Here is a 26,503-nt window from a genome sequence, read left to right on the forward strand (position 1 = left end):
CTGCCTCCAACATTAGTCAGGTGAGGTGTCAGATTTCGAGGTTGCCCCAACCAGGTTTAGCTTCTTCCGGCGCCACCGCTTTCACGGTTTTCCCCGTCGCCAACTCCACCCGCCGCGCCACCTCAGGGTCATCCGCAAACGGAATCAGACTCGCATCCTCCAGACTCTCAGCCGTCTGGTGTTTCAGGCAATATTCAATCGCCAGCCAAAACCCCACGACCCCAAACAGATTCAGCACAATCTCGGTCATCTCAAACCTCACGCAAACTGCGCATCACGTTCGGCCATCGCCACGTCCGCCACCCGCACGGTGCGCCACACGTTGTACGCCATCAGCAACATCCCGCTGAGGAAGAACACCCCGCCGGCAAAGCGCACCACAAACCCCGGATGGCTGGCCTGCAAGGCTTCCACAAACGAATAGGTCAACGTGCCGTCGTCGTTGATCGCACGCCACATCAACCCTTGGGTGATGCCGTTGACCCACATCGAGGCGATGTACAACACCGTGCCGATGGTTGCCAGCCAGAAGTGCAGGTTGATCAGCGGTGTGCTGAACATCTGCTCGCGGCCGAAGACTTTCGGGACCATGTGGTAGATGGCACCAAAGGTGATCATCGCCACCCAACCGAGGGCGCCTGCATGCACGTGGCCTATGGTCCAGTCGGTGTAATGGGAGAGGGCGTTCACAGTCTTGATCGCCATCATCGGCCCTTCGAACGTCGACATACCGTAGAAGGCCAGCGACAGCACCAAAAAACGCAGGATCGGGTCGGTGCGCAATTTATGCCAGGCGCCCGAGAGCGTCATCATGCCGTTTATCATCCCGCCCCAGCTCGGCGCCAGCAGGATCAGCGACATCGCCATGCCCAGCGACTGCGCCCAGTCCGGCAGCGCGGTGTAGTGCAAGTGATGCGGGCCGGCCCAGATGTACAGGGTGATCAGTGCCCAGAAGTGCACGATCGACAACCGATAGGAATACACCGGCCGGCCGACCTGTTTCGGCACGAAGTAATACATCATCCCGAGGAACCCGGTGGTCAGGAAAAAGCCCACGGCGTTGTGCCCGTACCACCACTGCACCATGGCGTCGGTGGCCCCGGAATACACCGGATAGGACTTGAACCAGTCCACCGGGATCGACAGGTGATTGACCACGTGCAGCATCGCGATCACCACGATGAACGCGCCGAAGAACCAGTTGCCGACATAAATGTGTTTGGTCTTGCGCTGCACCACGGTGGTGAAGAACACGATGGCGTAAGCGACCCACACCACGGTCATCCACACCGCGCCGGAGAACTCGATCTCGGCGTATTCCTTGGTGGTGGTGTAGCCCAGCGGCAAAGTGATCAGCATCACCACGATCACCGATTGCCAGCCCCAGAAAGTGAACGAGGCCAGTTTGTCGGAGTACAGCCGCACCTGACACGTGCGCTGCACCGCGTAGTAACTGGCGGCGAATTGCGCGCTGCCGGCAAAGCCGAAAATCACCAGGCTGGTGTGCAGCGGGCGCAAGCGGCCGAAGGTGGTCCACGGCAGGTCGAGGTTCATCTCGGGCCATACCAGTTGCGAGGCGATCCACACCCCCATCGCCATCCCCACGACACCCCAGACAATGGTTGCCACGACGAATTGGCGCACGACCTTGTAGTTATAGGCCTGTCCGATTGTTGCTGTGCTCATGGTCAATGCTTCCACGGTTGCAAAGTCTTGCCAGGCCACCCGGACTGGCATGCCGTCAACTGTAGAAAGCCTGCCTTAAACAAAACAGACTCAGAAAAACCGAGTTTATGCGGATCAGATATGAGGCCTGCCTGCGGTGATCTGACGCAGTCTGATACGGTTTTTTAGTGCTCAGGTGAATCTGTAACGCGCTGCGCCGCAGGTTCATAGTCACTGCCTCAACGAGCCACAGAGCTCGGCACCCACCGCAATCCCTGTGGGAGCGAGCAAGCCCGCTCCCACAGGTTCTATGCCAGATCCTGATGAGGTAGCCACATGTATCAGTACGACGACTATGACCGGGCCTTGGTCTTCGAACGGGTTGCGCAGTTTCGCGATCAGGTCGAGCGTTTCATGAGCGGCGAGTTGAGCGAAGAAGAGTTCTTGCCGTTGCGCCTGCAGAACGGCCTCTACATGCAAAAGCACGCCTACATGCTGCGCGTGGCGATTCCCTACGGCACCCTCAGCGCCACGCAAATGCGCACGCTGGCGAGCATCGCCCGAGATTACGATCGCGGTTATGGCCACTTCACCACCCGGCAGAACATGCAGTTCAACTGGATCGAGCTGGCGCAGGTGCCGGACATTCTCGAACGCCTTGCCCAGGTCGAAATGCACGCGATCCAGACCTCCGGCAACTGCGTGCGCAACATCACCACCGAAGCGTTTGCCGGTGTGGCGGCGGATGAGCTGATGGACCCGCGACCGCTGGCCGAGATTCTGCGTCAGTGGTCGACCATCAACCCGGAATTCCTCTACCTGCCGCGCAAGTTCAAGATCGCCATTTGCTCGGCGGAGCAGGACCGCGCCGCGATCATGATGCATGACATCGGCCTTTATCTTTATCGCGATGACAACGGGCAAATGCTGTTGCGGGTCATTGTCGGCGGCGGGTTGGGGCGCACGCCGATCCTTGGCTTGCAGATTCGCGAGGGTTTGCCGTGGCAACATTTGCTGTCCTACGTCGAGGCAGTGCTGCGGGTCTACAACCGCCACGGCCGGCGCGACAACAAGTACAAGGCGCGGATCAAGATTCTGGTCAAGGCCCTGGGCATCGAAGCGTTCGCCAGGGAAGTGGAGGAGGAATGGCAATACCTCAAGGACGGTCCGGCGCAATTGACCGACGTCGAATATGAGCGGGTTGCCAGTGCCTTCGTATCCCCCGACTACCGTTCGCTGTCCGACACGGACCTGGATTTCGGCACCCGCCTGGCCGAGAACCCGGCGTTCGCGCGTTGGGTTACACGCAACGTTCAGCCGCACAAGGTCGCGGGCTACACCAGTGTGGTGCTGTCGACCAAACCGGGGTACGACTCACCGCCGGGTGACGTGACGACCGCGCAAATGCTGGCGGTGGCCGAGTGGTCCGAGCAGTTCGGTTTCGGCGAGATTCGCATCGCCCACGAACAGAACATCGTGCTGCCGGACGTGCCCAAGGCCGATCTTTATACGCTGTGGTGCCTGGCCTGCGAGCAGGGCCTGGGCTGCGCCAACATCGGCTTGCTGACCGACATCATCGCCTGCCCCGGCGGCGACTTCTGCGCGCTGGCCAACGCCAAATCGATCCCGATTGCCCAGGCGATCCAGGCACGTTTCGAAGACCTGGATTACCTCCACGACCTGGGCGACATCAGCCTGAACATCTCCGGCTGCATGAACGCCTGCGGTCACCACCACATCGGCAACATTGGCATTCTGGGGGTCGATAAGAACGGCAGCGAGTGGTACCAGATCACCCTCGGTGGCAGCCAGGGCAAGAACAGCGCCTTGGGCAAGGTCATCGGCCCATCGTTCAGCGCAGCTGAGGTGCCCGGGGTGATCGAGCGGATCATCGCCACGTTCGTTGACTACCGCGAGAGCGAGGAACTGTTCGTCGACACCTTGCAGCGCATCGGTCTGGAGCCGTTCAAGGAGCAGGTGTATCCGAAGATGCTGGAGGTTTCGGCATGAACAATCTGTTGCGACTGGAGGAGGGTGACGCGCGGATTGTGACTGACGATCCGTGGGTGCTGGTCCGGGACGTAGAGGGTGAGCTGCCGGCCGGGTCGGTGATTTTGCCGCTGAGTCGCTGGCTTCAAGCGCCAGCACCGCATGCGGTCTGGCTGGGGCCGGACGATGAGATGGAAAGCCTCAGGCCCTGGTTCGAGAAGCTGCCCTTGATCGCCCTGGATTTTCCGAGTTTTCGCGATGGGCGCGGTTACAGCCAAGCGTATTTGCTACGAACTCGATTGGGCTGGACCGGCGAATTGCGCGCGGTCGGTGATGTGCTGCGCGATCAGCTCAGCCACATGCGCCAATGCGGGTTCGACAGCTTTGCGGTGCGTGAAGACAAAACCGCTGAGGACGCGTTGAAGGGACTGGCCGGGATGAGTGTGCTCTATGGACGTTCAGTGATTGAACCGCGGCCGTTGTTCAGAAGACGCTGACACGAGAGTGTCAGATTTTTTGTAGCAGCTGTCGAGCAGCGCCCTGTGGCGAGGGGATTTATCCCCGTCCGGCTGCGAAGCAGTCGTGAATTCAGACCACGCGGTGCATCAGAAAGACCGTGCGTTCAGGTTTTACGACTGCTTCGCAGCCGGACGGGGATAAATCCCCTCGCCACAGTTGCTACGAGGCGTGCCCTTGTATTTTCGCTTGGGGCGATGATGGCATTTTGGTAGAGTCCGCAACTCGAAAGGGAGTCAGTCAAGAAAGGAGTCTGGTTTGAGTGTGGGCAAGAAGGTTTTGGGGCTGATTGCGCTGTTGCTGATGTTGGCGCTGTGGGCCAGTTATTTTTATGTGTTCAAGGAAAACCGTGACGGCCAGTTGGGCGGAGCCTTCGACAGTACGGCGTGGTGCGGCACGCCACCGGCCAGCGATGCCGCGGCGCTGGGCAAGGATCAACTGACGCTGCGCATCACCAACACCGTGCGCGGGGAGTTCATGCTCAGTGGCGCCGTGGTGGTGTCCGAGCGTACCTTCAACCGCTACGACCTGGGTCGCAACGAACTGCGCCTGCGCCTGGAACCCCTGCAGTGGTCGTTCGGCGTCACGCCGATTTTCCTTGAACAGGTCAAGGTTCAGCCGCTGAGCCGCAACCTCGCGTCGGCCAGCAAAAGCGCCTACGCCGAACTCGAACCAAGGCCCATCGGGGTTCAGGGCCGGGCCACGGATTTTCCCTTCGATACCTACCGCTACGGCTACAAACCGGTGCTGTACTACCTCAAGGGCAACGAGCGCATTGATCTGAGGTTCAAGAACATCACCACCCTGATGGAGATGTCGAACACCTTCACGCCGATCCAGAAGTACAACCGCGTCGACTTCATCAATGAACGTAACTCGATGATCCGTGACGAGGACTACAAGGCTTACGGCGCCCACGAATGCGCGTTCAGCGTCGAGCGCAAAGGCTCATTCAAAGTGATCGTGCTGCTCTTGTTGCTGGTGCTGTGCCTGCCGCTGCTGCACGTGTTCTACCGCGATGAGCCGGGGATCGATTTTCTCGCCACGCTGGTGAGTATCGGTGCGATCCGGGTCTTGTTGGTGGGGCCGATGAAAGACTTCCAGTTGTACACCATCGACTTCCTGTTCGCCGGGGTGATTATCCTGGTGGGCACGGTGTCGTTGATCAAGGCGATGCGGGCGAACAGTCGGCGGGAGTTGGCGTTGAAGAGTGGTTCTTCGTGGTGAAGACCCGGCGCTTGTGAGCCAATGCGCAGCGATAGATGAATATTGTGCTTTTTGAAAACAAAACGCTGTGTGTTGGCTATAACTGTAATTCCCCTATGCAATACCGTTGTCGGCCTTCTGACAGGAGTTACAGCATGAAGCTTGCGTTAATGATGGGCACGTTGTGCATTGCCTCGATCGGGGTTGTGGGATGTGCCAGCAAAGTCGTTGAGCCGGACCAGTATTCAGGTTTTCTCAAGGACTACAGCCAACTCAAGGAAGCAAAGTCGCCCTCCGGTGCGACGGTGATGCGTTGGGTCGACCCCAAGCTCGACATGAGTAAATTCACCAGCGTCTACATTGAGCCGACTCAGCTGTATCCGAAACCGCAACCGACGGTGAAAATCCCGCAGGCCACCCTCAATGGCATCACCGGTTACTACGACCAGGCGCTGAAGCGTGAAGTGGGTAAATCCCTGCCATTGGCCGCAGGTCCCGGCCCGGGTGTGATGGTGGTGCGTGCTGCAATTACGGCGGTGAGCAGCAAGACAGAAGGGCTGAAACCTTATGAAGTGATCCCGATTGCGCTGGTGGCGGCGGCGGTCAGCACGGCCAGCGGTATTCGTGATCAGCAGACCGATCTGGCTACCGAAGCGGTGTTCCTCGATGGCGGCAATAACCATGTGTTAGCCCAGGTCGTGCGCAAGGGCACCGGTAAACCGCTGGAAAACGACTCTCAGGTGATGAAGGCCGATGATGTGAAAGGGGTGATCGATGGCTGGGCGTCGGATTTGCATCAGTCGTATCTGAAGCTTAAGTCCAAATGATGCAGTGAGGCTGATGGCCTCTTCGTTGGCAAGCCCGCTCCCACAGGGAAACGCGTAAACCTGTGGGAGCGGGCTTGCCCGCGATGAGGCCTCAATAACAACACATCAATCAATACTCAGCCCGCGCCAACCGATTGTAATGGCTGATCAGCGAATCATACCCACGCGTCACCGCATAAAAATCATCACTCAATCGCTGTGGTTCAGCCTTGTTCTTCCAGTCCTTGTGCAGAGCATTCAAGGCATCCAGATACTTCTGTGTCGGCCTGGCAATGTGCGACCAGAGATAATCGGGTACTTCGTTGCGTTTTTGCGTTTCCGGCAAGTAGCGTTGGCTGAACTGCTGCCGGTAATCCCAGGCCAGTTGCAGTTCAGCGATGGATTTAGCCAGTGCCGGCGGCGTCAGGGTTCGATTGTTCACACCCTCGGTTACAAGGTTCAGCGTGTCCCTGGCCTGGATCATGTAAGCCAGCAAATACCAGTGAATGTCCTTGCCCAGACGTGCTTCGATCAGATTGAGTTGCTCGCGCCGTTGTTCAAGGTCGAGCGATTCAACCTGCTGCCTCAGTACCGTTGACGCCGTGAGGTAGTCCTCGGCCCTGGGCCCGAATTGATCGGCAAAGGCGGGCAGCACCTCACTGATGGCGGTCGAAAAACGCGCCTGTCGGTAAAAGGTGATCTGCTGCGTAAAGGGCGTCACTTGCTGTAATGCCTGCGCGTAGGCATCGGCTTTCAACGCCAGCGGTGGGTCGTAGTTCAGTAGCTTGAGTTTTTCGCTTATTTTCGGCGAACAGATATCCCTTTGAATGCCGGGCGCATCACTGGCCCCGTTGTCGTCAAAATCATGCTGGTTGGCGATCCAGTCTCGCACCGGTTCCGCAGGTTGCTTCGGCGATTTGTACAGTTCGTAGGCGACCCGCCAATGCACGTCGACCCGGTTGATGCAATCGATCACCGGGCTCAGGGCGTTGGCCTGCGCGGTGAGCGGAGCGTCGTGTCGATCCAGCCACAAATCGATGCGGGCGACAAATTTCGAAGAACCGGCCAGCCCCATCAGGGTCAGCATCACAATGGTGACCACCGGGAACAGCCATTTCGGGTTCATGGCAGTTTCTCCTGGCCGTACCACTGCTCAACAGTGGCCGGTGCGTTGCATTCGCTGGCGGTAACCGGCATCCGGCTGCACAAGCGTTCGGTCCACTGTTGCAAGCCCTGGTTGCGGTTGACCGTACCTTGGCTCGAGATCACTTTGAACACGCCGAGTATTAAAATCAGCACCAAAATGCCCGCGCCCATCAGGCAGCGTTTGAGCAAGGGGCTGGCGTGTTGCCACGAAACCTGCGGTCTGACCTCCCGCCGGCGTATAAGTCCGACACCCGTCAGTGTGGCGACGTAAACGATGCTGCCGACCACGCCATATACGTTGCCAATGCCCGCCGCCATCGCAATGCAGGGAATCAAGTCGCGCAGCAAGCCAAACGGCAGGGGCATGAGCGAGGGCGAAAGGCGCACACTCAATCGGTCGTCCAGCAACCAAAAGCGGTGGGCTACGTGCGCCGTCAGCCAGTTGAGTACCCAACCGACGAGCGCGAATATCACCGACCAGAACACAGCGACGCCGATCAATCCGCCCAGACGCGTGCCCAACGGCGCGTACTGAACAAAGGTGCCGATCAGGCAGGCAAGGACGATCCCCAGGTACATCGGCCAGCTGTCGTAGGCATGTTCCCACTCGCGCCAGAAGAACGGCGTGCCACCGGGCAAGTCGGCGCAGATGTCCGGGTGGTGGGCGTACAACGCAGAGCTGAGTTTGCGGCATTGTACCCAATCGCCTTCGCGCAAACGTCGGGCGAGGGCACGGCGCTGATTGAATGGGCCTGGTGCCAACAACAAGTGGGCAGCACGATGCTCCGGCGTGGCGGCGGGTTCTGCGGCGAGACGCCGTTGCCCGGCCAGGAATATCGGTGCTTCACGACGCTCGGCCAAGCGCTTGCGCTGCTGCGATAACGCTTCGATCAGCTCTTCGTCCAGTTCCAGTCGCTGCCAGAGACTGAACCAGTGAAACGTTTCCATCGCCCAGTCGAGCAGCGTTTCGGATGTCTCGAAGTGTTCGACGCAATGCCTCAGCACCGCATCTTCCATGACATCGGCCGCGCCATGTTCGACGGCGATGGCATGGCGTCGTTCGAGCTCGACACGGCTGATTCCGTCCAGCGAACAGCTGACCAGTTGCAGGGTGTCGACTTCAACCACCGACAGCCCGGTCAGGTCCCACAAGGCATCGTCGCTTGAGTCATCCTCACGCAATTGCTCCCATTCCTTGATGCTCAGTGCGTGTTCATACGCCTCACGCAGCCGCTGAAACCCTTCGGGGTCTTCATCCGGGCGCGTCTGTTTGAGCAGGATGGCGTATTGGCGTTTGATACGGCGCGTATCGGCATCGGCCGGGAGGCCGAGGAGGGTCCAGCAACTCATTGCGTGTGCAACTCCATGAAAACCCGCGACGCGACAGCTTCCCTGAAACCGGGGGATGGTGGCAGTTTGATTTTGCGCACCCTACCTGTTTCCCGTCGAAAAGTCCTCGGGTCTTGCCTTCAGTCGCCGATCACAGGGGTCAACAGGGGCATTCCCCATTGGCCGCTGGTGACTTCCGGTTTCGGCAGGTACAGGCGTAATACCCCGAAGAACGGGCCTTCTGGCGCTGGCAGCCAGTTGCTTTGCAAGTCCTTGGGCGGTGCCTCGTTTTGCAGATAAAGGGTCAGGCCACCGTCGGCGTCGAACTTGAGCTCGCGCAGCATCCGCGAGTTGATCAGATAGCGATTGATCGGGTTGGCCACCAGCAATTTGTTTTTGCCGTCGTACATCGTCAGCGACCAGAACGCATCGGCTGGGGGCAGGGCACCTTTGTCGAAATGCAGGGTGTAATCGTGTTTCGAGGCATCGAACGGTTGGCCATCCTTGTCGACGAAATAGCCGATGTAATTCGCCTCTTCGGCCGAGTTGCCGAAGATCCCCATGTTGGCGCCGGCGTAGCGGTACAGGTAATTGCCCTTGAGGTGATCGCGGGTGCCGTAGAAATCGCTGCTGGTGACCTCGTGAGTATCGACTTTGTCTTTCTTGAACCGGGCGAATTCGGCCTTGGCATCACTGATACCGTCTTCCAGGGCCTGGCGTTGTTCCGATGTGAAGTCGTGCAGTCTGAAAGGCATGCCGGCTTCTATACCGATGGTCTTGAAGCGCGCGAGCAGGTCCTGTTCCGCGTCCTGCGCCGGGGCGAAGGCCAGCATGAAATTCAGGTAGCGGAACAGGTCCGGGGTGTCGCTCATGGTCGGAGTGGGTTTCGGCCAGGCAATCTTCGGCGCGGCGGGCGGGGCCTTCTTTTTGACGTAGTGGCTCAGCGTTTCGACTTTGTAGCCTTTCTGGACTTTCTTGACCTTGGCCAGGTCCTTTTCATCGAACAGCTGCGTGCGATACAGGGCGTAGGCAATGTTGGTTTCGCTGCGCAGCATTCGATCCATTTTTATCGGTTGCTGACCCTGCCAGTTGGGGCCTGCGACCATGAAGTGCCCGCCGTTGTTGCCGGTACTGCGGGTGCCCAGGTACGCAAAGTTCTGCGTGTAGGCGTCGATCAATTGCACAGAGTAGTAACGGTGCTCGTCGATAGCCGGCAAGGTCAGCACCACCGGTTCGGCGCGCAGGTCCATCCAGACGAACGAGTAGGGCGTGTCGGCGTTGGGTGTGACGAACGCAGTGTCCTTGGCGGTGAACGCCTTCGCGGTGTTGCCGATCCGGTTGAACGGCGCCTTGAAGTTCGCGCTATTTTTGTCGACCGCCTGGGAGTAGAGGGTTTTGTACATCTCCACCACCGGGAATCCGTACAGGTAGGCTTCCTTGGCGATGCTCCGGGCTTCTTCAGGCGTGGCGGTGAAGTCGGCCCAGGCGCTGGTGCTCAGGGCGAGCGACAGCGCGGTGAGCAACAGGCGGTTATTCATAAAATTCCTTATTGAACCCTTGGGCGTCATTCCACGTCCGTTGCGTCGTCGTTTGCCGGACGGGACGGCAGATTGATCACCAGCGGACCGGCAGAGAGCCAGGGGATCGCTTCATGGGCCCGCAGACTGTTTTCCAACATCTTGCCGACTCGGGTATCGAGGTCCTGGGCACCGACGCCGCAACTGACGAACATGGTCATCAGGCTGTAGCCGGCCAAGCGAATTGCACCGTGCATAGAGATATCCTCATTTACCGAACGTGACATTGAGCCCGGCGAACAGCGTGAACTGCAGCAGGCCATCGCCTTTGCGCTCCACGGTCCACTGCGGTTCGATGAAGGCGTTGAGAATATTGGCCCCGGATTTCCACACTTTTGCGCCCCACAAATCGAGTGGGATGTAATGGGTGTCGTTCCTTACCGTTTACGACGTAATCTCTTTCCTTTCAAGCCTGTAGGACACGTCTGTTGAAGTTAGCAGCTAACTTCGGGTTAGCCAGTCGGTATGAGGGCGCATTGGATTTTTGAACAAGTTTTCGGAGTTTGATTGTGTACTGGAGTTAATGCGAATCAGGGGGGTGGTCGCGGACAAGCTCGCGCCGGTAGGAGCGAGGCTTGCCCACGAAGAACGATGATGCAGTGGTGTTCCGTTTAATGCCCTGAACGGTTCAACGCTTTTTCATCTGCTCGCGAATCCGTTCTTCCTGCTCGCGCAGTTGCGGGGTGAACTCTTCGCCGAAATCTTCGGCCCCATATATAGGGCGAATCTCGATCTCAGCTTCGGTACCCGGCATCGGATTGGGGCAGCGTTTGACCCACTCGATCGCTTCCTCTTTCGACTTGACCTCCCATATCCAATAACCGGCGATCAGCTCCTTGGTTTCGGCGAACGGGCCGTCGATGACCGTGCGTTTTTCGCCCGAGAATCGCACCCGGGCGCCTTTGCTGCTCGGTTGCAGGCCGTCGCACTCAATGAGGATGCCGGCCTTGGTCAGCTCTTCGTTGTAATTGCCCATCGCGGTCATCAGTTCCTCGGTGGGCATAACACCGGCCTCGGAGTCCGGGCTGGCTTTCACAATGATCATGAATCGCATGGTCTTGTCTCCGCTGGATTGTGGGTGATTCGCTGTCTAGTCGAATAACCGGGGCCTGAATCGACAACGCTGACGAAAGTTATTTGTACGCGCCAATCTGTTTTCGACTCGCCGCCTGGATAGCTCTCGACTGTCGGTGTAATGGCCACCCTATAACTATGTACCGCACCGGACCACTGCTCCATCGACATGCTGTGCCCTACAGACAAGGAGTGACTGTATGGCACAACAAGTACATAACGATGGAACGTCAGGAAGTGTCGTCATCCGGTCGGGTCCGCCCGCTTCAAGCGGTGGTTCCGGTGGAGGAGGTGGCGGCGGCGGAGGGGTTTCAGGCGGGTTCGGTAAAACCAGCAAGAAAAAGAAAAAGGCCCGAAAGCGGGCCATAGAGGCCGCTCGTCAGGCAAAGGAAAACGAGCGTGTGCAGGCAGGTATTCAAGCGCAAGCCTTGGCGGCTCAAGCTCAAGCTCAAGCAGCCGCGGCACAGGCTCAGGAGCAATCTCGCGTTCAGGCCTTGCACCAATTTCTCAACGGCCTGGCCCAGCGTCATGACGCTATCAGAGCCGAGGCAGACCGAAGCTTTGCGGCTAAGGCCAGTCAACTCGCACCCTCCCTAGAGCATGAAATCTCCGGTGTTCGACGACCGCCGGACAGCGGTTCGAGCGAGCGTTGGCAGCTCTACACCATCACCAAGGAAAAAAACGAAATTGACGGGCTGATCGCCCGCAAAACCGCAGAGTTCAATGTAAAGAATGCGGTTGCCAGGTCCTTCGATGGACATGACCCACTCACCCGCACTTCGAACGATTACCTGACACGACTGGGTGAGTTCGGCCAGGCGCTCAACGACGGCCACCAGATCTGGGAAAACGCCTACAACGCCGCCCACGAAGCCCGGCTTCTATCCGCGCAGATAAACGCGCTTACGGATAAATCCAATGCGCTGGGCAGACATCATGCCGAGCAGACCATTGTCTGGCGTGAGCGGGAAGCGGTGTGGGAGGCGCTCCGTCAGTTTTCCGAGCAGCGCGATGCTCGAGTCCGGTTCAAGCAGCAGGCTGATGAAGACTCTCGCGTCGAACGCGTCAGGCGGGTCAACACGCTGACTGTGCCCATGTCGACGCCGGCCACCGGCGGGATGTTTTTGACCCGTGAGGGTGTGCTCGTTGCTCAGGACGTCGCGGCGGCAATCGAGGCTGCTTCCAGAGCTGCGGGCAGGCTCCTTGGCGATTTTGCTCGCATTGCAGCCAGAACAGGACCGGTATTCGTTACCGCCATGGTGTACTCGCCGACGCTTGGCAATGGCGAGCTGACGCCCGAGCAACGCAGGCGCCTGTTCCATTCAGTCGGCGTGCCGGCGCAATCGCTGGGCCTCGCTGACAGCAGCGTCTTGCAATCGATCGCTGATGCGGGCGGATCGGTTGAAATGGCCTATCGGCTCAAAGCCGAAACGGTGCCGGAAGGCACCGCGATCATCGCCGTCAGTACTGGCGGCGGCATTGACGCACAGGTTCCGGTCGTCAATGCAGTGCTCGATCTTCTGACGGGGGCCTATCACGCCGAGATCCCCGGATATCCCGGCAGGCACTTGCAGTTCACTCCAGACGTCCCCTCTCTTCGGACAACGGCGAGTCAATCCGGATTGGCGGTGATCACTGCGCAGGTCCAGAACATCCCGGAGGGTGTCGATCTACGCATACAGGATTGCATTGTGTGCGTGCAAGGCCTGCCACCGACTTACTTCTCTTTCGGTTTGCCGGCGATGGGATCTGGTGTCGTCACCGGCATCGGTCAACCCGCCGGCCTTGACTGGTGGAAAACAGCCAGCCAAGCGAGCGGTGCAGCTATCCCGGTACAGATTGGCGATCAGTTCCGTGGCCGGGAAGTCAATTCGTTCGGGGCCTTCGATGAAACGCTGTGGCGAACAGTTGGCGAGTACCCGGCACTTGTCGCCGAATTCGATGAGGTGAACAAAAAACGCCTCGAGCAAGGCTTTGCACCCTATGCCCCGAAAAACACCTGGGTCGGTGAGCGGCGTGAATTCGAGTTGCGTTATCAAACGCTCGCAGAGTTTGGCGAAAACCCGTTCAACCTCGACAAAATAAGCATTACTACTCCGCAAAGCAGCCAAGGACGGCTGGGCATAGCACCGGCAATTTTGCCTTGGCCAATACGTCCTGTTGGCGTCGGTACCTGGATACCCCTCGTTCCACCGGGGATCGAACACCTCGGTCCTACAACTTCACCGGTCATACCGTCGATTCCTGCGGTTTATCCCGGTACTCCGGCCATCCCGGTCCTACCTCAAAACGAGACGTTTCCGGCTGTTGATCAAGGTCTGGTCGGTGGCAGTATTCCCGGGTTCCCGGCGGACATGGAGTTGCCTTCGTCGGATGTTCTGTTTCTTGACCGGCGGGATGATCCGGGTGTCGCAACCGGGGTTGGGCAGTCGGTGTCAGGAGTCTGGCTGGGTGCAGCCGCTCGTGGGGAGGGAGCGCCTATTCCTTCGCATATTGCGGATCAGTTAAGAGGACGGGAGTTTGCTAACTTTCATCGATTCAGGGAGGCTTTTTGGAAGGCAGTGGCCGCTGACTTAACTTTAAGTACTCAATTCCATGCCACAAATTTAAGGTTTCTGCGCAAGGGCACTGCGCCATTTCCTATCGGAAATGATCAGTACGGAGGTCGAGTGAAATACGAGCTCCATCATCAGGTAGAGATTGCGCAAGGAGGGGCGGTGTACGACATGGATAACATTGTCGTAATGACGCCGAGACGACACGTTCTCGTACATAAGGGTGGTCAGCACCTATGAAAAACTATTCACGTATCGAAGATTACACAGAGTCTGAGTTTCTGGAATTTCTTAGAGAACTATTTGATGGTGGAGAGGATTTGACGGCCGATGAGTTTGATCAATACATGATCGAGCGCATCAAGCATTTCGAGACGATCACAGAACACCCAGACCGCTCAGACGTCATTTTCTACCCCAAGGAAGGCCAGGAAGACAGTCCCGAAGGCATCCTGAAAGCAGTCAAGGAATGGCGCGCACTCAATAACAAACCCGGCTTCAAGCCGGAGTAATGCAGTCACCTCGAGCGAAAAACCATCTGCTCATCATTAATGAGCAGATGCATCTATCTTGCAGCTGTTAAGTGTCTTCTCTACAAGGAAAAACCAGGGATGGAACTCAAAGCAACACTCAAGGATTACACCGAGCCGGAATTCCAGGCGTTGGTGAACAGAATATGGGCCGTCGATTTGCCTAAAGTGGACCATGACCGACTCATCAACCACTTCGACCGGATCGTCGGCCACCCCAAAGGCGCAGATCTGTTGTTCTACCCTGCAGAGGACGATTACAACGGTCACACCACGGGCTCGGTTGTGTACTACGTCAAAGACTGGCACCACAAGAAAGGGCAGCCTGCATTCAAGGGCGAGGGCATCCCCATGCCGAGCTCCAATGCCAATTGGCCGTCCACTCCGATGACGTTTGCCCAAGTGACGCAACTGCGCATCGCTCAAAGTCTGGCAGCGGCACAAAAAGTCGTCATGGACGTGGCAACTTCCCAGAATGATGTCGAGCCAGCGTTAAGCCTTTTAGAGCGCAGTATCAAGCATCTGCGCAGCCAACAGAACGCTGAAGTGGACATCCGTGGGCGTGAGGCGGACATCCGCAGTCTCGAAATCGCTGAATTTGATACACGTCTGGTGGTCAGGCGCTACGAGTTCTGGGAAATGAGGCTCAAGTTCAAAAGGGACGCTGCCCAACGCGATTTGACTTATGGCCGCGCCGAGCATGCACAGTGGCAAAACATCGCCCAATTGATCACAGCCACTGAGTCTCGGTATCTGGCGACGTTGAGCGTCGTCAGGCAGCGCCTGAATCACCTGCAAATCGAGGCTGAAACGTTACTGATCAATGCGCAAACCCAACTGGTACGCCAACGCTATCAGGGAGGAGTGGGTCCCGTTCAGACCCCGGGCCTGTTGGTGGCGTCACTTGGCCAAGTCAATTCGCGTCCCGGCGTGTGGATCGATGGGGCGCTTTCACAGCCAATGGAAATTTACCGGATCGCTCTGCAAAAATCGGTGCGTTCTGCGGTGGCAGAATTTACCTGGCAGATCACCTCCCGTACCGAAGCCCATCAGGGTCAATTCGCGGCGGTTCTACGAATGGAATTTTCAAGTCGCGCCGAGGTTGGCAGGTATGCGGTGTGTGTGCCTTTGCACGAGTTCCAGCCCATCGAGGGGCATGATTGGCACGACCTTGCAGCAAACGCGGCAGACGTGGACATTGCTTTCAGGATGATCAGCGGTACATACGATGTTCCCGCAGGGACGCTGTCTCAAGGCGTGAGATTGATAAGCACGCTGTTACAGGTGGCCATAACGCCAACGAATGGCAACACCTTGTCGTCCAAAGTGAAGGTGCGCCCCGCGGTCTGGAAGGACTCGATGCAAGCTTACTGTTTCACCGCCGATGGACCGGCCCCGGTCACTGTCAGCTGGCGCGCACCTGCGGCGCTTGAAACCACACCGGACCAGGGGTCGACCACCGAGTATCGCCTGGGTTTTTTGCAATCTCCGCCTGTTCCGTTATTGGAGCCATTTGATGGCACGAGCGAGATCAAATTCGATGACTACATCGTTGTCTTCCCGACAGGCTCCGGGGTGGACCCCCTATACGTCATGTTCCGGGACAGAAGAGAGTTTCCGACTCCCGAAACCATAAATTGATGTGCCTGCCACGCTTGCCACTTCACTTCCTGTCAAACAATGGAATGTCACTGCAAATGCCTGTGTTGCAAATTACTACGCTCATCCCCGGCCGGACACCGGCGCAAGTCCTCGATTACTGCCTGGAAGGCGTCAACTTTCCGAAGATCTTCCCGGGGCGGCTGACGCTATTAAGCAATATCGACTTAAGCAATCTTCGAATCGAAGCCGGGCGCCAGTTCCGTTTTCGACACTGGATGTTCAATTTCATACCTGCCGATTGGACCGTGGTGATTCGCGAGGTTGGCGAGCATCATTTCATCGATGAAATGCTCAAGGGACCAATGGCTGCCTTTCGTCATGAACACCGGGTGGAGACGGGAGAGGGCGGTACGCTGTACACCGATCATGTGACGTATTCGGCTTTCGGTGGCGCGTTGACAGAGGCGCTACTGGTAAATGCGTATATGCGCCGGATCTTCGAGGCGCGACACCGCAATATGTTGCGGTTGCTGGCCTGACCCCGACCCTGTGGACCTTGTGGCGAGGGGGCTTGCCCCCGTTGGGTCGCGAAGCGTCGCCATAGCCGAAGTTCAGGGGACTGCTGCGCAGTCCAACGGGGGCAGCCCCCTCGCCACAAAGGCTCGCTCCCATCAGGGATTTGGGTTGTATACAAGTTTTGTACAGGGGATAGGTCGTCGGACCATTTCGTGGTTAACTTCGGCCTCTTCAAAATTCTCCACAACAACGTCAGAAGGACTCCGTTCATGGCTCAAGTCACTCTTAAAGGCTCCCCGGTTCAAGTCAACGGCCAATTGCCACAAGCCGGTTCCAAGGCGCCAGCCTTTTCCCTGGTTGCCGGCAATCTGTCCGACGTGACCCTGGCGAACTTCGCCGGCAAGCGCAAAGTGCTGAACATCTTCCCAAGCGTCGACACTCCGACCTGCGCCACTTCGGTCCGCAAGTTCAACGCCCAGGCCAACGACATCGCCAACACCGTGGTGCTGTGCATCTCCGCTGACCTGCCGTTCGCTCAAGCTCGCTTCTGCGGCGCTGAAGGCCTGGAAAACGTTCAGAACCTGTCGACCCTGCGCGGTGCCGAGTTCATCGAGAACTACGGCGTGGCCATCGCTGACGGCCCGCTCAAAGGCCTGACTGCCCGTGCCGTCGTAGTGCTGGACGAGAACGACAACGTGCTGCACAGCGAACTGGTCAAGGAAATCGCTGAAGAGCCGAACTACGAAGCGGCACTGGCCGTTCTGAAATAAGTAAAGCATTACAATTGTTAACGGCCTGGCCCTGTCCAGGCCGTTTTCATTTGTGCTTCAGTGTCTTAGATAAACCTCCTGTTACGTAAGCCGAAGGTAAATTGCCGGTAAAGGCGCTTTGCTTAATACCCACCAGTGCTTATCGTTCAGCCTCCTGTAGAAAGAAGCTCACGCGCCCAATGGTTGATCATTCCATGCAATCCTCCGCTTCCCGTAAACCTCGTCGCTGGCTCCTCGGCCTGCTTGTCCTGTTGGTCATCGCTGGCCTGTGCTGGAAATTCTGGCCCGCCGGTACTGCCAACAAGGACGGCGCTGCGCCGAAAGCCGTGGCCGGCCACACCGGCAAGTCGGGGGGGATGCGTCCGGGCTTCGGCGGGGCGACCGGGCCGATCCCGGTGCGCGTGGCGCCGGCGGTCAAGGGAGATTTCCCGTTGTACTACAAGGCGCTGGGCACCGTTACCGCGCTGAACACCATCAATGTGCGCAGCCGGGTTGGCGGCGAATTGATGAAGATCTCTTTCGAAGAAGGGCAGATGGTCAAGGCCGGCGACCTGCTGGCTGAAATCGACCCGCGTCCTTACCAGAACGCCTTGCTCCAGGCCGAAGGCACGCTGCTGCAGAACCAGGCACAGTTGAAAAACGCTCAGGTCGACGTCGAGCGTTATCGCGGCCTGTTCAAGGAAGACAGCATCGCCAAGCAAACCCTGGACACCGCCGAAGCACTGGTCGGTCAGTACCAGGGCACGGTCAAGACCAACCAGGCGGCGGTCAACGACGCCAAGCTCAATCTCGAATTCACCAAGATCCGCGCCCCGATTGCCGGGCGTGTGGGCCTGCGGCAGCTGGACGTCGGTAACCTGGTGGCGGCCAACGACACCACGGCGCTGGCGATCATCACCCAGACCCAGCCGATCAGCGTCGCCTTCACCTTGCCGGAAAACAGCCTCGACGTCGTACTGGCGCGCTATCGCGCCGGCGCCAAACTGCCGGCCGAAGCCTGGGACCGTGGCGACACCAAGTTGCAGGCCACCGGTGTGTTGCAGAGCCTGGACAACCAGATCGACGTGACCACCGGCACCCTGAAATTCAAGGCGCGCTACGAGAACCGTGATCAGGCGCTGTTTCCCAACCAGTTCGTCAACGTCCATCTGCTGGCCGACACCCTCAAAGATGTGGTGCTCGCACCTTCCGCGGCGATTCAGTTCGGCACCAACGGCACCTTCGTCTACGCTCTGGACGGCGACAAGAAAGTCGCGATCCGTCAGTTGAAAGTCGGCGCCAGTGACGGTGAAAACACCGTGATCACCGAAGGCCTGGCCCCCGGAGATCGCGTGGTCCTCGAAGGCACCGACCGCCTGAAGGAAGGCAGCGAAGTGGAAGTGGTCAACGACACCAAGGACGTGCCGACCACCCCGACCGGCCACCTGCAAGGCAAATCGGCGGCCAGCTCGACTGAGCCGGCGACCACCGACAAGGCGAAAAAGGGCGGCGCATGAACATCTCGCGGCTGTTCATCCTTCGCCCGGTCGCCACCACGCTGAGCATGCTGGCCATCATCCTGGCCGGCGTGATCGCCTATCGGCTGCTGCCGGTGTCGGCATTGCCTCAGGTGGATTACCCGACCATCCGCGTCATGACGCTGTATCCCGGCGCGAGCCCGGATGTCATGACCAGCGCCGTGACCGCGCCGCTGGAGCGTCAGTTCGGGCAAATGCCCGGGCTGACCCAGATGGCATCGACCAGCTCTGGCGGCGCTTCGGTGCTGACCCTGCGTTTCAGCCTCGACATCAACATGGACGTCGCCGAGCAGCAGGTGCAAGCCGCGATCAACGCCGCGACCAATCTGCTGCCCAAAGACTTGCCGGCGCCGCCGGTGTACAACAAGGTCAACCCGGCGGACACCCCGGTGCTGACCTTGGCCATCACCTCCAAAACCATGCTGTTGCCCAAGCTCAATGATTTGGTCGACACGCGCATGGCGCAGAAAATCGCCCAGATCAGCGGCGTCGGCATGGTCAGCATTGCCGGCGGCCAGCGTCAGGCGGTGCGGATCAAGGTCAACCCGGAAGCGTTGGCGGCCAATGGCTTGAACCTGTCGGACGTGCGGACCCTGATCGGCGCGTCCAACGTCAACCAGCCCAAGGGCAACTTCGACGGCCCGACCCGGGTGTCGATGCTCGATGCCAACGATCAACTGACCTCGCCCAAGGACTATGCCAACCTGATCCTGGCCTACGCCAACGGCGCGCCGTTACGCCTCAAGGACGTGGCCGAGATCGTCGACGGCGCAGAAAACGAACGTCTGGCAGCGTGGGCCAATGAAAACCAGGCCGTGTTGCTGAACATTCAGCGTCAACCCGGGGCCAACGTCATTGAAGTGGTCGACCGGATCAAGGCCTTGCTGCCGAGCATCACCGACAACCTGCCGGCCGGTCTCGACGTTACGGTCCTCACCGACCGCACCCAGACCATCCGCGCCTCGGTCACCGACGTGCAACACGAATTGTTGATCGCCATCGCGCTGGTGGTGATGGTCACGTTCCTGTTCCTGCGTCGGGCCAGTGCCACGATCATTCCGTCGGTGGCCGTGCCGCTGTCGTTGATCGGCACCTTCGGCGTGATGTACCTCGCCGGTTTCTCGGTCAACAACCTGACCCTGATGGCCCTGACCATTGCCACCGGTTTCGTGGTGGACGATGCGATCGTGATGCTGGAGAACATTTCCCGGTTTATCGAAGAAGGGGACAGTCCCTTGAATGCCGCGCTCAAGGGCGCCAAGCAGATCGGCTTCACCCTGATTTCCCTGACCCTGTCGCTGATCGCGGTACTGATTCCGCTGCTGTTCATGGCCGACGTGGTAGGGCGGCTATTCCGCGAGTTCGCCATCACCCTGGCGGTGGCGATCCTGATTTCTCTGGTGGTGTCCCTGACCCTGACGCCGATGATGTGCGCACGCTTGCTCAAGCGTGAACCCAAGGAAGAAGAACAGGGTCGTTTCTACCGCGCCAGCGGCGCGACAATTGATTGGATGATCGCGACTTACGGGCGCAAGTTAAAGTGGGTTCTCAAGCATCAGCCGCTGACATTGCTGGTGGCAATCGGCACGTTGGCGCTGACGGTGCTCCTGTACATGGTCGTGCCCAAGGGCTTTTTCCCGGTGCAGGACACGGGCGTTATCCAGGGCATCTCCGAGGCGCCGCAGTCGATTTCCTTTGCCGCGATGAGTGAACGTCAGCAGGAACTGGCCAAGGTCATCCTGGCCGATCCGGCGGTGGAAAGCCTGTCGTCTTACATCGGCGTCGACGGCGACAACTCGACGCTCAACAGCGGTCGCCTGCTGATCAATCTCAAGTCCCACAGCAACCGCGACCTGAGCGCCACCGAAGTGATCGCCCGCCTGCAACCGGAACTGGACAAGCTGGTCGGTATTCGCCTGTTCATGCAGCCGGTGCAGGACCTGACCATTGAAGACCGCGTCAGCCGCACGCAATACCAGTTCAGCATGTCGTCGCCGGATTCCGAGTTGCTCAGCCTGTGGAGCGGTCGTCTGGTAGACGCACTGGCGCAACGGCCTGAGTTGACCGACGTCGCCAGCGACCTGCAGGACAAGGGCTTGCAGGTCTATCTGGTGATCGACCGCGATGCAGCGTCGCGGGTCGGTGTATCGGTGTCGAACATCACCGATGCGCTGTACGACGCCTTCGGCCAGCGGCAGATTTCAACTATTTACACCCAGGCCAGCCAATACCGCGTGGTGCTGCAATCGCAGTCCGGCGAGAAGATTGGCCCGGACGCGTTGAACCAGATTCACGTCAAGACCACCGACGGCGGGCAAGTGCGCCTGTCCAGCCTGGCGCACATCGAGGAGCGGCAGGCGCAGTTGGCGATCACGCATATCGGCCAGTTCCCGGCGGTGATGATGTCGTTCAACCTGGCACCCGGCGTGGCGCTGGGGCATGCGGTGGAAATCATCGAGCAGGTGCAGAAAGACATCGGCATGCCGATTGGCGTGCAGACTCAGTTCCAGGGCGCGGCCGAGGCGTTCCAGGCCTCGTTGTCGAGCACCTTGCTGCTGATTCTCGCGGCGGTGGTGACCATGTACATCGTGCTTGGCGTGCTCTACGAGAGCTACATCCACCCGATCACCATCCTTTCGACCTTGCCCTCGGCGGCGGTCGGCGCTTTGCTGGCGCTGCTGTTGAGCGGTAATGATCTGGGGATGATCGCGATCATCGGCATCATTTTGCTGATTGGCATTGTGAAAAAGAACGCGATCATGATGATCGACTTCGCCCTCGACGCTGAACGCAACCAGGGCATGGACCCGGAAACAGCGATCTATCAAGCGGCGCTGTTGCGTTTCCGGCCGATTTTGATGACCACGTTGGCCGCGTTGTTTGGCGCGGTGCCGTTGATGCTGGCCACTGGTTCCGGCGCGGAATTGCGCCAGCCGTTGGGTCTGGTAATGGTCGGTGGCCTGTTGTTGAGCCAGGTGCTGACGCTGTTCACCACGCCGGTGATCTATCTGTATTTTGACCGCCTCGGCCGGCGCTGGGGTCGCAAGTCTGAAGCCGCGGAAGCGGTCGAGCAGCCATGAACCTGTCCGGACCTTTCATCAAGCGCCCGGTCGCGACCATGTTGCTGAGCCTGGCGATCATGCTGCTGGGCGGCGTGAGCTTCGGCCTGTTGCCGGTGGCGCCGTTGCCGCAGATGGACTTTCCGGTGATCGTGGTCCAGGCCAGTCTGCCGGGCGCCAGCCCTGAAGTGATGGCCTCGACCGTGGCCACGCCGCTGGAACGCTCTTTCGGCGCCATCGCCGGCGTCAACACCATGAGCAGCCGCTCCAGCCAGGGCTCGACCCGGGTGATTTTGCAGTTCGACCTGGACCGCGACATCAACGGCGCGGCCCGGGAAGTGCAGGCGGCGATCAACGCCTCGCGCAACCTGCTGCCGAGCGGGATGCGCAGCATGCCGACCTACAAGAAGGTCAACCCGTCCCAGGCACCGATCATGGTGCTGTCGCTGACCTCCGATGTGCTGGAAAAAGGCCAGCTCTACGATTTGGCCTCGACCATTCTTTCCCAGAGCCTGTCCCAGGTGCAGGGCGTCGGTGAAGTGCAGATCGGCGGCAGCTCCTTGCCGGCGGTGCGCATCGAACTCGAACCCCAGGCGCTCAACCAATACGGCGTGGCCCTGGACGATGTGCGCAACACCATCGCCAACGCCAACGTGCGCCGGCCCAAGGGCTCGGTCGAAGACGGCCAGCGGTTGTGGCAGGTGCAGGCCAACGATCAACTGGAAAAAGCCAAGGATTACGAGTCGCTGATCATCCACTACGCGGACGGCGCCGCGTTGCGCCTGAGGGACGTGGCCAAGGTCAGCGATGGCGTCGAGGACCGCTACAACAGCGGCTTCTTCAACAATGACGCGGCGGTGCTGCTGGTGATCAACCGCCAGGCCGGCGCCAACATCATCGAGACGGTCAACGAAATCAAGGCGCAGTTGCCAGCGTTGCAGGCGGTGCTGCCGGCCAGCGTCAAATTGAACCTGGCAATGGACCGGTCACCAGTGATCAAGGCGACCTTGCACGAAGCGGAAATGACTCTGCTGATCGCCGTGGCGCTGGTGATTCTGGTGGTGTTCCTGTTTCTCGGTAACTTCCGCGCCTCGCTGATTCCGACCCTGGCGGTGCCGGTGTCGCTGGTCGGCACCTTTGCGGTGATGTACCTCTATGGGTTCTCCCTGAACAATCTGTCGCTGATGGCGCTGATCCTGGCCACCGGACTGGTGGTGGATGACGCCATCGTGGTGCTGGAGAACATTTCCCGGCACATCGATGAAGGCGTACCGCCGATGAAGGCCGCCTACCTGGGGGCTGAGGAAGTCGGCTTTACGTTGCTGTCGATGAACGTCTCGCTGGTGGCGGTGTTCCTGTCGATCCTGTTCATGGGCGGGATCGTCGAAAGCCTGTTCCGCGAGTTTTCCATCACGTTGGCGGCGTCCATCGTGGTCTCGCTGATAGTCTCGTTGACACTGACGCCGATGCTTTGCGCCCGTTGGCTCAAGCCGCACACGCCGGGGCAGGAAAACCGTTTGCAGCGCTGGAGTCAGCGGGCCAACGAGTGGATGGTCGGCAAATACGCGACCAGCCTCGACTGGGTATTGCGTCACCGCCGGTTGACTTTGCTCAGCCTGATCGTGACGGTCGGCGTTAACATCGCCCTGTATGTCGTTGTTCCTAAAACTTTTATGCCGCAACAGGATACCGGTCAACTGATCGGTTTCGTGCGCGGCGACGACGGTCTGTCGTTCACCGTGATGCAGCCGAAAATGGAAATCTTCCGCCGTGCCGTGCTCAAGGACGACGCGGTGCAAAGCGTCGCCGGTTTCATCGGCGGCACCAACGGCACCAACAACGCCTTCATGCTGGTGCGCTTGAAACCGATCAAGGAACGCAACATTTCCGCGCAGAAAGTCATCGAGCGCCTGCGTAAGGAAATGCCCAAGGTCGCTGGCGCGCAATTGATGCTGATGGCCGATCAGGACCTGCAATTCGGCGGCGGTCGTGAACAAACCACGTCGCAGTATTCCTACATCCTGCAAAGCGGCGACCTCGGTGATTTGCGCGAGTGGTACCCGAAAGTCGTCACCGCTCTGAAAGCGTTGCCGGAGCTGACGGCGATTGATGCCCGTGAAGGGCGGGGGGCACAGCAAGTGACCCTGATCGTCGATCGCGATCAGGCCAAGCGCCTGGGCGTCGACATGGACATGGTCACCTCGGTACTGAACAACGCTTACAGCCAGCGGCAGATCTCGACGATTTACGACAGTCTCAATCAGTACCAAGTGGTGATGGAGGTCAATCCGAAATACGCCCAGGACCCGATCACGCTCAAGCAAGTGCAAGTGATCACCGCCGACGGTGCGCGGATTCCGCTGTCGACCATTGCCCATTACGAAAACAGCCTGGAAGACGACCGGGTCAGCCACGAAGGCCAGTTCGCCTCCGAAAGCATTGCCTTCGACATGGCGGAAGGCGTCACGGTGGAGCAGGGCAGTGCCGCCATTGAGCGCGCGATTGCCAAGGTCGGCCTGCCGGAAAGTGTGATCGCGAAAATGGCCGGCACCGCCGATGCCTTTGCGGCCACGCAGAAGAGCCAGCCGTGGATGATTCTCGGCGCACTGGTGGCGGTGTATCTGGTGCTGGGTGTGCTGTATGAAAGCTACATCCATCCGCTGACCATCTTGTCCACGTTGCCGTCGGCCGGGGTCGGCGCGTTGCTGTCGATTTATGCGCTGGGTGGTGAGTTCAGCCTGATTTCGTTGCTCGGGTTGTTCCTGCTGATCGGCGTGGTGAAGAAAAACGCCATTCTGATGATCGACCTGGCGCTGCAATTGGAGCGTCATCAGGGCATGGCTCCGCTGGAGTCGATTCGCAGTGCTTGCCTGCAACGTCTGCGACCGATTCTGATGACCACCCTGGCGGCGATCCTCGGCGCGTTGCCGTTGCTGCTGAGCCGTGCCGAAGGGGCGGAAATGCGTCAGCCGCTGGGTCTGACCATCATTGGCGGGCTGATCTTCAGCCAGGTGTTGACCCTTTACACCACCCCGGTGGTTTACCTCTATCTCGATAAACTGCGCCATCGCTTCAACAAATGGCGTGGAGTGCGTACCGATGCTGCTCTGGAAACTCCGCTATGACTGACCGTTCGCTTATCAATCTGGCCACGCCGTTGGCCGCAGCCCGGGGCTCGCGCTTGCTGAGCCTGGCGCTGTGCGTGGCGATGCTCAGCGCTTGCGCTGTCGGCCCCGACTACCAGCGCCCGCCAGCCGCCGCGCCGGTGCAATACAAGGAAGCCGCCGGCTGGCGTCAGGCCAGCCCGAGTGATTCCCTGGCCCGCGGCGCCTGGTGGGAGTTGTATGGCGATCAGCAGCTCAATGGCCTGATCGAAAAACTCAACAGCTCCAACCAGACCGTCGCCCAGTCTGAAGCCCAGTACCGTCAGGCCCAGGCCTTGGTGCGCAGCGCCCGGGGTGCGTTTTTCCCGACGGTGGATCTGACCGTCGGGAAAAAACCGCTCCAGCCAGGGCACCGGCAGCAGCAGTTCAAGCCTGACCAGTTCCTCCAGCGGTATTCGTGACACCTACACGGCGCAAGCCGGGGTCAGTTGGGAAGCGGACATCTGGGGCAAGTTGCGCCGAGGCCTTGAAGCCGACACCGCCAACGCCGAGGCCAGTTTTGCGGATCTGGCGGCGATGCGCCTCAGTCAGCAATCGGAGCTGGTGCAGAACTACCTGCAACTGCGGGTGATTGACGAACAAAAGCGCCTGCTGGAAGCGACCGTCGAGGCCTATCAGCGCTCGCTGAAAATGACCGAAAACCAGTACCGCGCCGGCGTCTCCGGCAAGGACGCGGTGGCCCAGGCGCAAACGCAGCTCAAAAGCACCCAGGCGGACATGGTCGACCTGATCTGGCAACGTGCTCAGTTCGAAAACGCCATTGCCGTGCTGATCGGGCTACCGCCAGCCGAGTTCGACCTGGCCGAAACCAAGAATATTCCGGCGTTGCCCGAAGTACCGCTGGGCCTGCCTTCGCAGTTGCTCGAGCGTCGCCCGGACATCGCTTCCGCCGAGCGTTCGGTGATGGCGGCCAACGCCAACATCGGCGTGGCCAAGGCTGCCTACTACCCGGACCTGACCCTGAGTCTGAATGGCGGTTATAGCAGCAGCACCTATGCCAACTGGATCAGCGTGCCGAACCGCTTCTGGTCGGTGGGGCCGCAACTGGCCATGACCCTGTTCGATGGCGGCCAGCGATCTGCCGAGGTCGATCGCAGCGAGGCCGCTTACGACGAAACCGTCGCCAAGTACCGCCAGACCGTGCTCGATGGTTTTCGCGAGGTGGAAAACTACCTGGTGCAACTCAAGGTGCTGGAAGACGAAGCCGGCGTGCGCCAGGAAGCACTGGATGCCGCGCGTGAATCCCTTCGTTTGACGCAAAACCAGTACAAGGCCGGGGTGATTGCGTACCTGGACGTGGTGGTTGTCCAGGCCACCGCGTTGAGTAATGAACGCAGCGTGTTGAGCCTGTTACAGAGTCGGTTGATTGCCAGTGTGCAGCTGATTGCGGCGCTGGGTGGTGGCTGGGACGGAGCGCTTCAGGTAAGCGAAAACAAGTAGAGCAACCCTGTGGCGAGGGAGCTTGCTCCCGCTCGGCTGCGC

The 26,503-nt window shown here is 59.3% G+C and carries 20 protein-coding genes and 1 pseudogene; 13 read left to right on the top strand and 8 right to left on the bottom strand.

The features are described 5' to 3' along the window. Positions 1 to 28 precede the first annotated feature (28 nt). Complete coding sequence (locus ACA060_RS13230; protein WP_461959084.1) at positions 29 to 250, bottom strand: cbb3-type cytochrome c oxidase subunit 3; 222 nt, start codon at positions 248 to 250, stop codon at positions 29 to 31. Between the two features lie 8 nt (positions 251 to 258). Further along, positions 259 to 1,686, bottom strand: a complete 1,428-nt coding sequence (gene ccoN, locus ACA060_RS13235; protein ID WP_497317769.1) for a cytochrome-c oxidase, cbb3-type subunit I — start codon at positions 1,684 to 1,686, stop codon at positions 259 to 261. Between the two features lie 315 nt (positions 1,687 to 2,001). On the opposite strand from ccoN, the gene nirA reads away from it, so the two are divergent. The 4 genes from nirA to ACA060_RS13255 all read left to right on the top strand — a co-directional run bounded on the left by nirA (position 2,002) and on the right by ACA060_RS13255 (position 6,203). Further along, entirely contained in the window at positions 2,002 to 3,675 is a 1,674-nt protein-coding gene (gene nirA, locus ACA060_RS13240; RefSeq protein WP_497317771.1) for a nitrite reductase NirA, read from the top strand. Then, a complete protein-coding gene (locus ACA060_RS13245) occupies positions 3,672 to 4,151 on the top strand; it encodes a DUF934 domain-containing protein (protein WP_497317773.1) in 480 nt (159 codons plus the stop codon). The genes nirA and ACA060_RS13245 overlap by 4 nt, the downstream gene beginning before the upstream one ends. 277 nt (positions 4,152 to 4,428) lie before the next feature. Next, positions 4,429 to 5,397 (top strand): hypothetical protein, encoded by a 969-nt coding sequence (locus ACA060_RS13250; RefSeq protein WP_497317775.1) that lies wholly within the window; start codon positions 4,429 to 4,431, stop codon positions 5,395 to 5,397. A gap of 134 nt (positions 5,398 to 5,531) precedes the next feature. Then, positions 5,532 to 6,203, top strand: coding sequence for a DUF3313 domain-containing protein (locus ACA060_RS13255; protein ID WP_497317777.1), 672 nt, complete (start codon positions 5,532 to 5,534; stop codon positions 6,201 to 6,203). Between the two features lie 109 nt (positions 6,204 to 6,312). Here the strand turns inward: ACA060_RS13255 and ACA060_RS13260 are convergent, their stop codons facing one another. From ACA060_RS13260 to ACA060_RS13285, 6 genes are all read right to left on the bottom strand, one after another. Further along, positions 6,313 to 7,308 carry a DUF3829 domain-containing protein gene (locus tag ACA060_RS13260; protein WP_497317779.1) on the bottom strand — a complete coding sequence of 332 codons (996 nt, stop codon included), beginning with the start codon at positions 7,306 to 7,308 and terminating at the stop codon, positions 6,313 to 6,315. Further along, complete coding sequence (locus tag ACA060_RS13265; protein ID WP_497317781.1) at positions 7,305 to 8,678, bottom strand: J domain-containing protein; 1,374 nt, start codon at positions 8,676 to 8,678, stop codon at positions 7,305 to 7,307. The genes ACA060_RS13260 and ACA060_RS13265 overlap by 4 nt, the downstream gene beginning before the upstream one ends. A 119-nt stretch (positions 8,679 to 8,797) precedes the next feature. Further along, positions 8,798 to 10,195 (bottom strand): DUF1254 domain-containing protein, encoded by a 1,398-nt coding sequence (locus ACA060_RS13270; RefSeq protein WP_497317783.1) that lies wholly within the window; start codon positions 10,193 to 10,195, stop codon positions 8,798 to 8,800. 26 nt (positions 10,196 to 10,221) lie between these two features. Next, on the bottom strand, positions 10,222 to 10,431 hold the full coding sequence (locus ACA060_RS13275) for a hypothetical protein (RefSeq protein WP_497317785.1): 210 nt from the start codon (positions 10,429 to 10,431) through the stop codon (positions 10,222 to 10,224). Between the two features lie 10 nt (positions 10,432 to 10,441). Beyond that, positions 10,442 to 10,567, bottom strand: coding sequence for a hypothetical protein (locus ACA060_RS13280; protein WP_256597507.1), 126 nt, complete (start codon positions 10,565 to 10,567; stop codon positions 10,442 to 10,444). Positions 10,568 to 10,862: 295 nt separating this feature from the next. Beyond that, the gene (locus ACA060_RS13285; RefSeq protein WP_109630691.1) at positions 10,863 to 11,288 is read right to left on the bottom strand and encodes a YciI family protein; all 426 of its coding nucleotides are present in this window, start codon (positions 11,286 to 11,288) and stop codon (positions 10,863 to 10,865) included. Positions 11,289 to 11,508: 220 nt separating this feature from the next. Between ACA060_RS13285 and ACA060_RS13290 the strand changes: the two genes are divergently transcribed. From ACA060_RS13290 to ACA060_RS13330, 9 genes and pseudogenes are all read left to right on the top strand, one after another. Further along, positions 11,509 to 14,103: a pyocin-S2/colicin E7-DNase domain-containing protein gene (locus ACA060_RS13290; protein WP_497317787.1), complete on the top strand. Its 2,595-nt coding sequence runs from the start codon at positions 11,509 to 11,511 to the stop codon at positions 14,101 to 14,103. Then, a complete protein-coding gene (locus ACA060_RS13295; RefSeq protein ID WP_109630696.1) occupies positions 14,100 to 14,375 on the top strand; it encodes a bacteriocin immunity protein in 276 nt (91 codons plus the stop codon). Before ACA060_RS13290 ends, ACA060_RS13295 begins: the two co-directional genes overlap by 4 nt. Positions 14,376 to 14,474: 99 nt before the next feature. Continuing rightward, on the top strand, positions 14,475 to 16,034 hold the full coding sequence (locus tag ACA060_RS13300) for an S-type pyocin domain-containing protein (RefSeq protein WP_497317789.1): 1,560 nt from the start codon (positions 14,475 to 14,477) through the stop codon (positions 16,032 to 16,034). Between the two features lie 56 nt (positions 16,035 to 16,090). Beyond that, a complete protein-coding gene (locus ACA060_RS13305) occupies positions 16,091 to 16,534 on the top strand; it encodes an SRPBCC family protein (RefSeq protein ID WP_497317791.1) in 444 nt (147 codons plus the stop codon). 246 nt (positions 16,535 to 16,780) lie between these two features. Beyond that, the gene (tpx, locus tag ACA060_RS13310; protein ID WP_010459910.1) at positions 16,781 to 17,281 is read left to right on the top strand and encodes a thiol peroxidase; all 501 of its coding nucleotides are present in this window, start codon (positions 16,781 to 16,783) and stop codon (positions 17,279 to 17,281) included. 179 nt (positions 17,282 to 17,460) lie between these two features. Continuing rightward, positions 17,461 to 18,777 (top strand): MdtA/MuxA family multidrug efflux RND transporter periplasmic adaptor subunit, encoded by a 1,317-nt coding sequence (locus ACA060_RS13315; protein ID WP_497317793.1) that lies wholly within the window; start codon positions 17,461 to 17,463, stop codon positions 18,775 to 18,777. Then, on the top strand, positions 18,774 to 21,878 hold the full coding sequence (locus tag ACA060_RS13320; protein WP_497317795.1) for an MdtB/MuxB family multidrug efflux RND transporter permease subunit: 3,105 nt from the start codon (positions 18,774 to 18,776) through the stop codon (positions 21,876 to 21,878). Before ACA060_RS13315 ends, ACA060_RS13320 begins: the two co-directional genes overlap by 4 nt. Further along, entirely contained in the window at positions 21,875 to 24,982 is a 3,108-nt protein-coding gene (locus ACA060_RS13325) for an efflux RND transporter permease subunit (protein ID WP_497317797.1), read from the top strand. The genes ACA060_RS13320 and ACA060_RS13325 overlap by 4 nt, the downstream gene beginning before the upstream one ends. Next, positions 24,979 to 26,461, top strand: a pseudogene (locus ACA060_RS13330) (efflux transporter outer membrane subunit). The gene ACA060_RS13325 and the pseudogene ACA060_RS13330 overlap by 4 nt, the downstream one beginning before the upstream one ends. Positions 26,462 to 26,503: the final 42 nt, after the last annotated feature.

The organism is Pseudomonas sp. LBUM1671 (genome assembly GCF_059695685.1).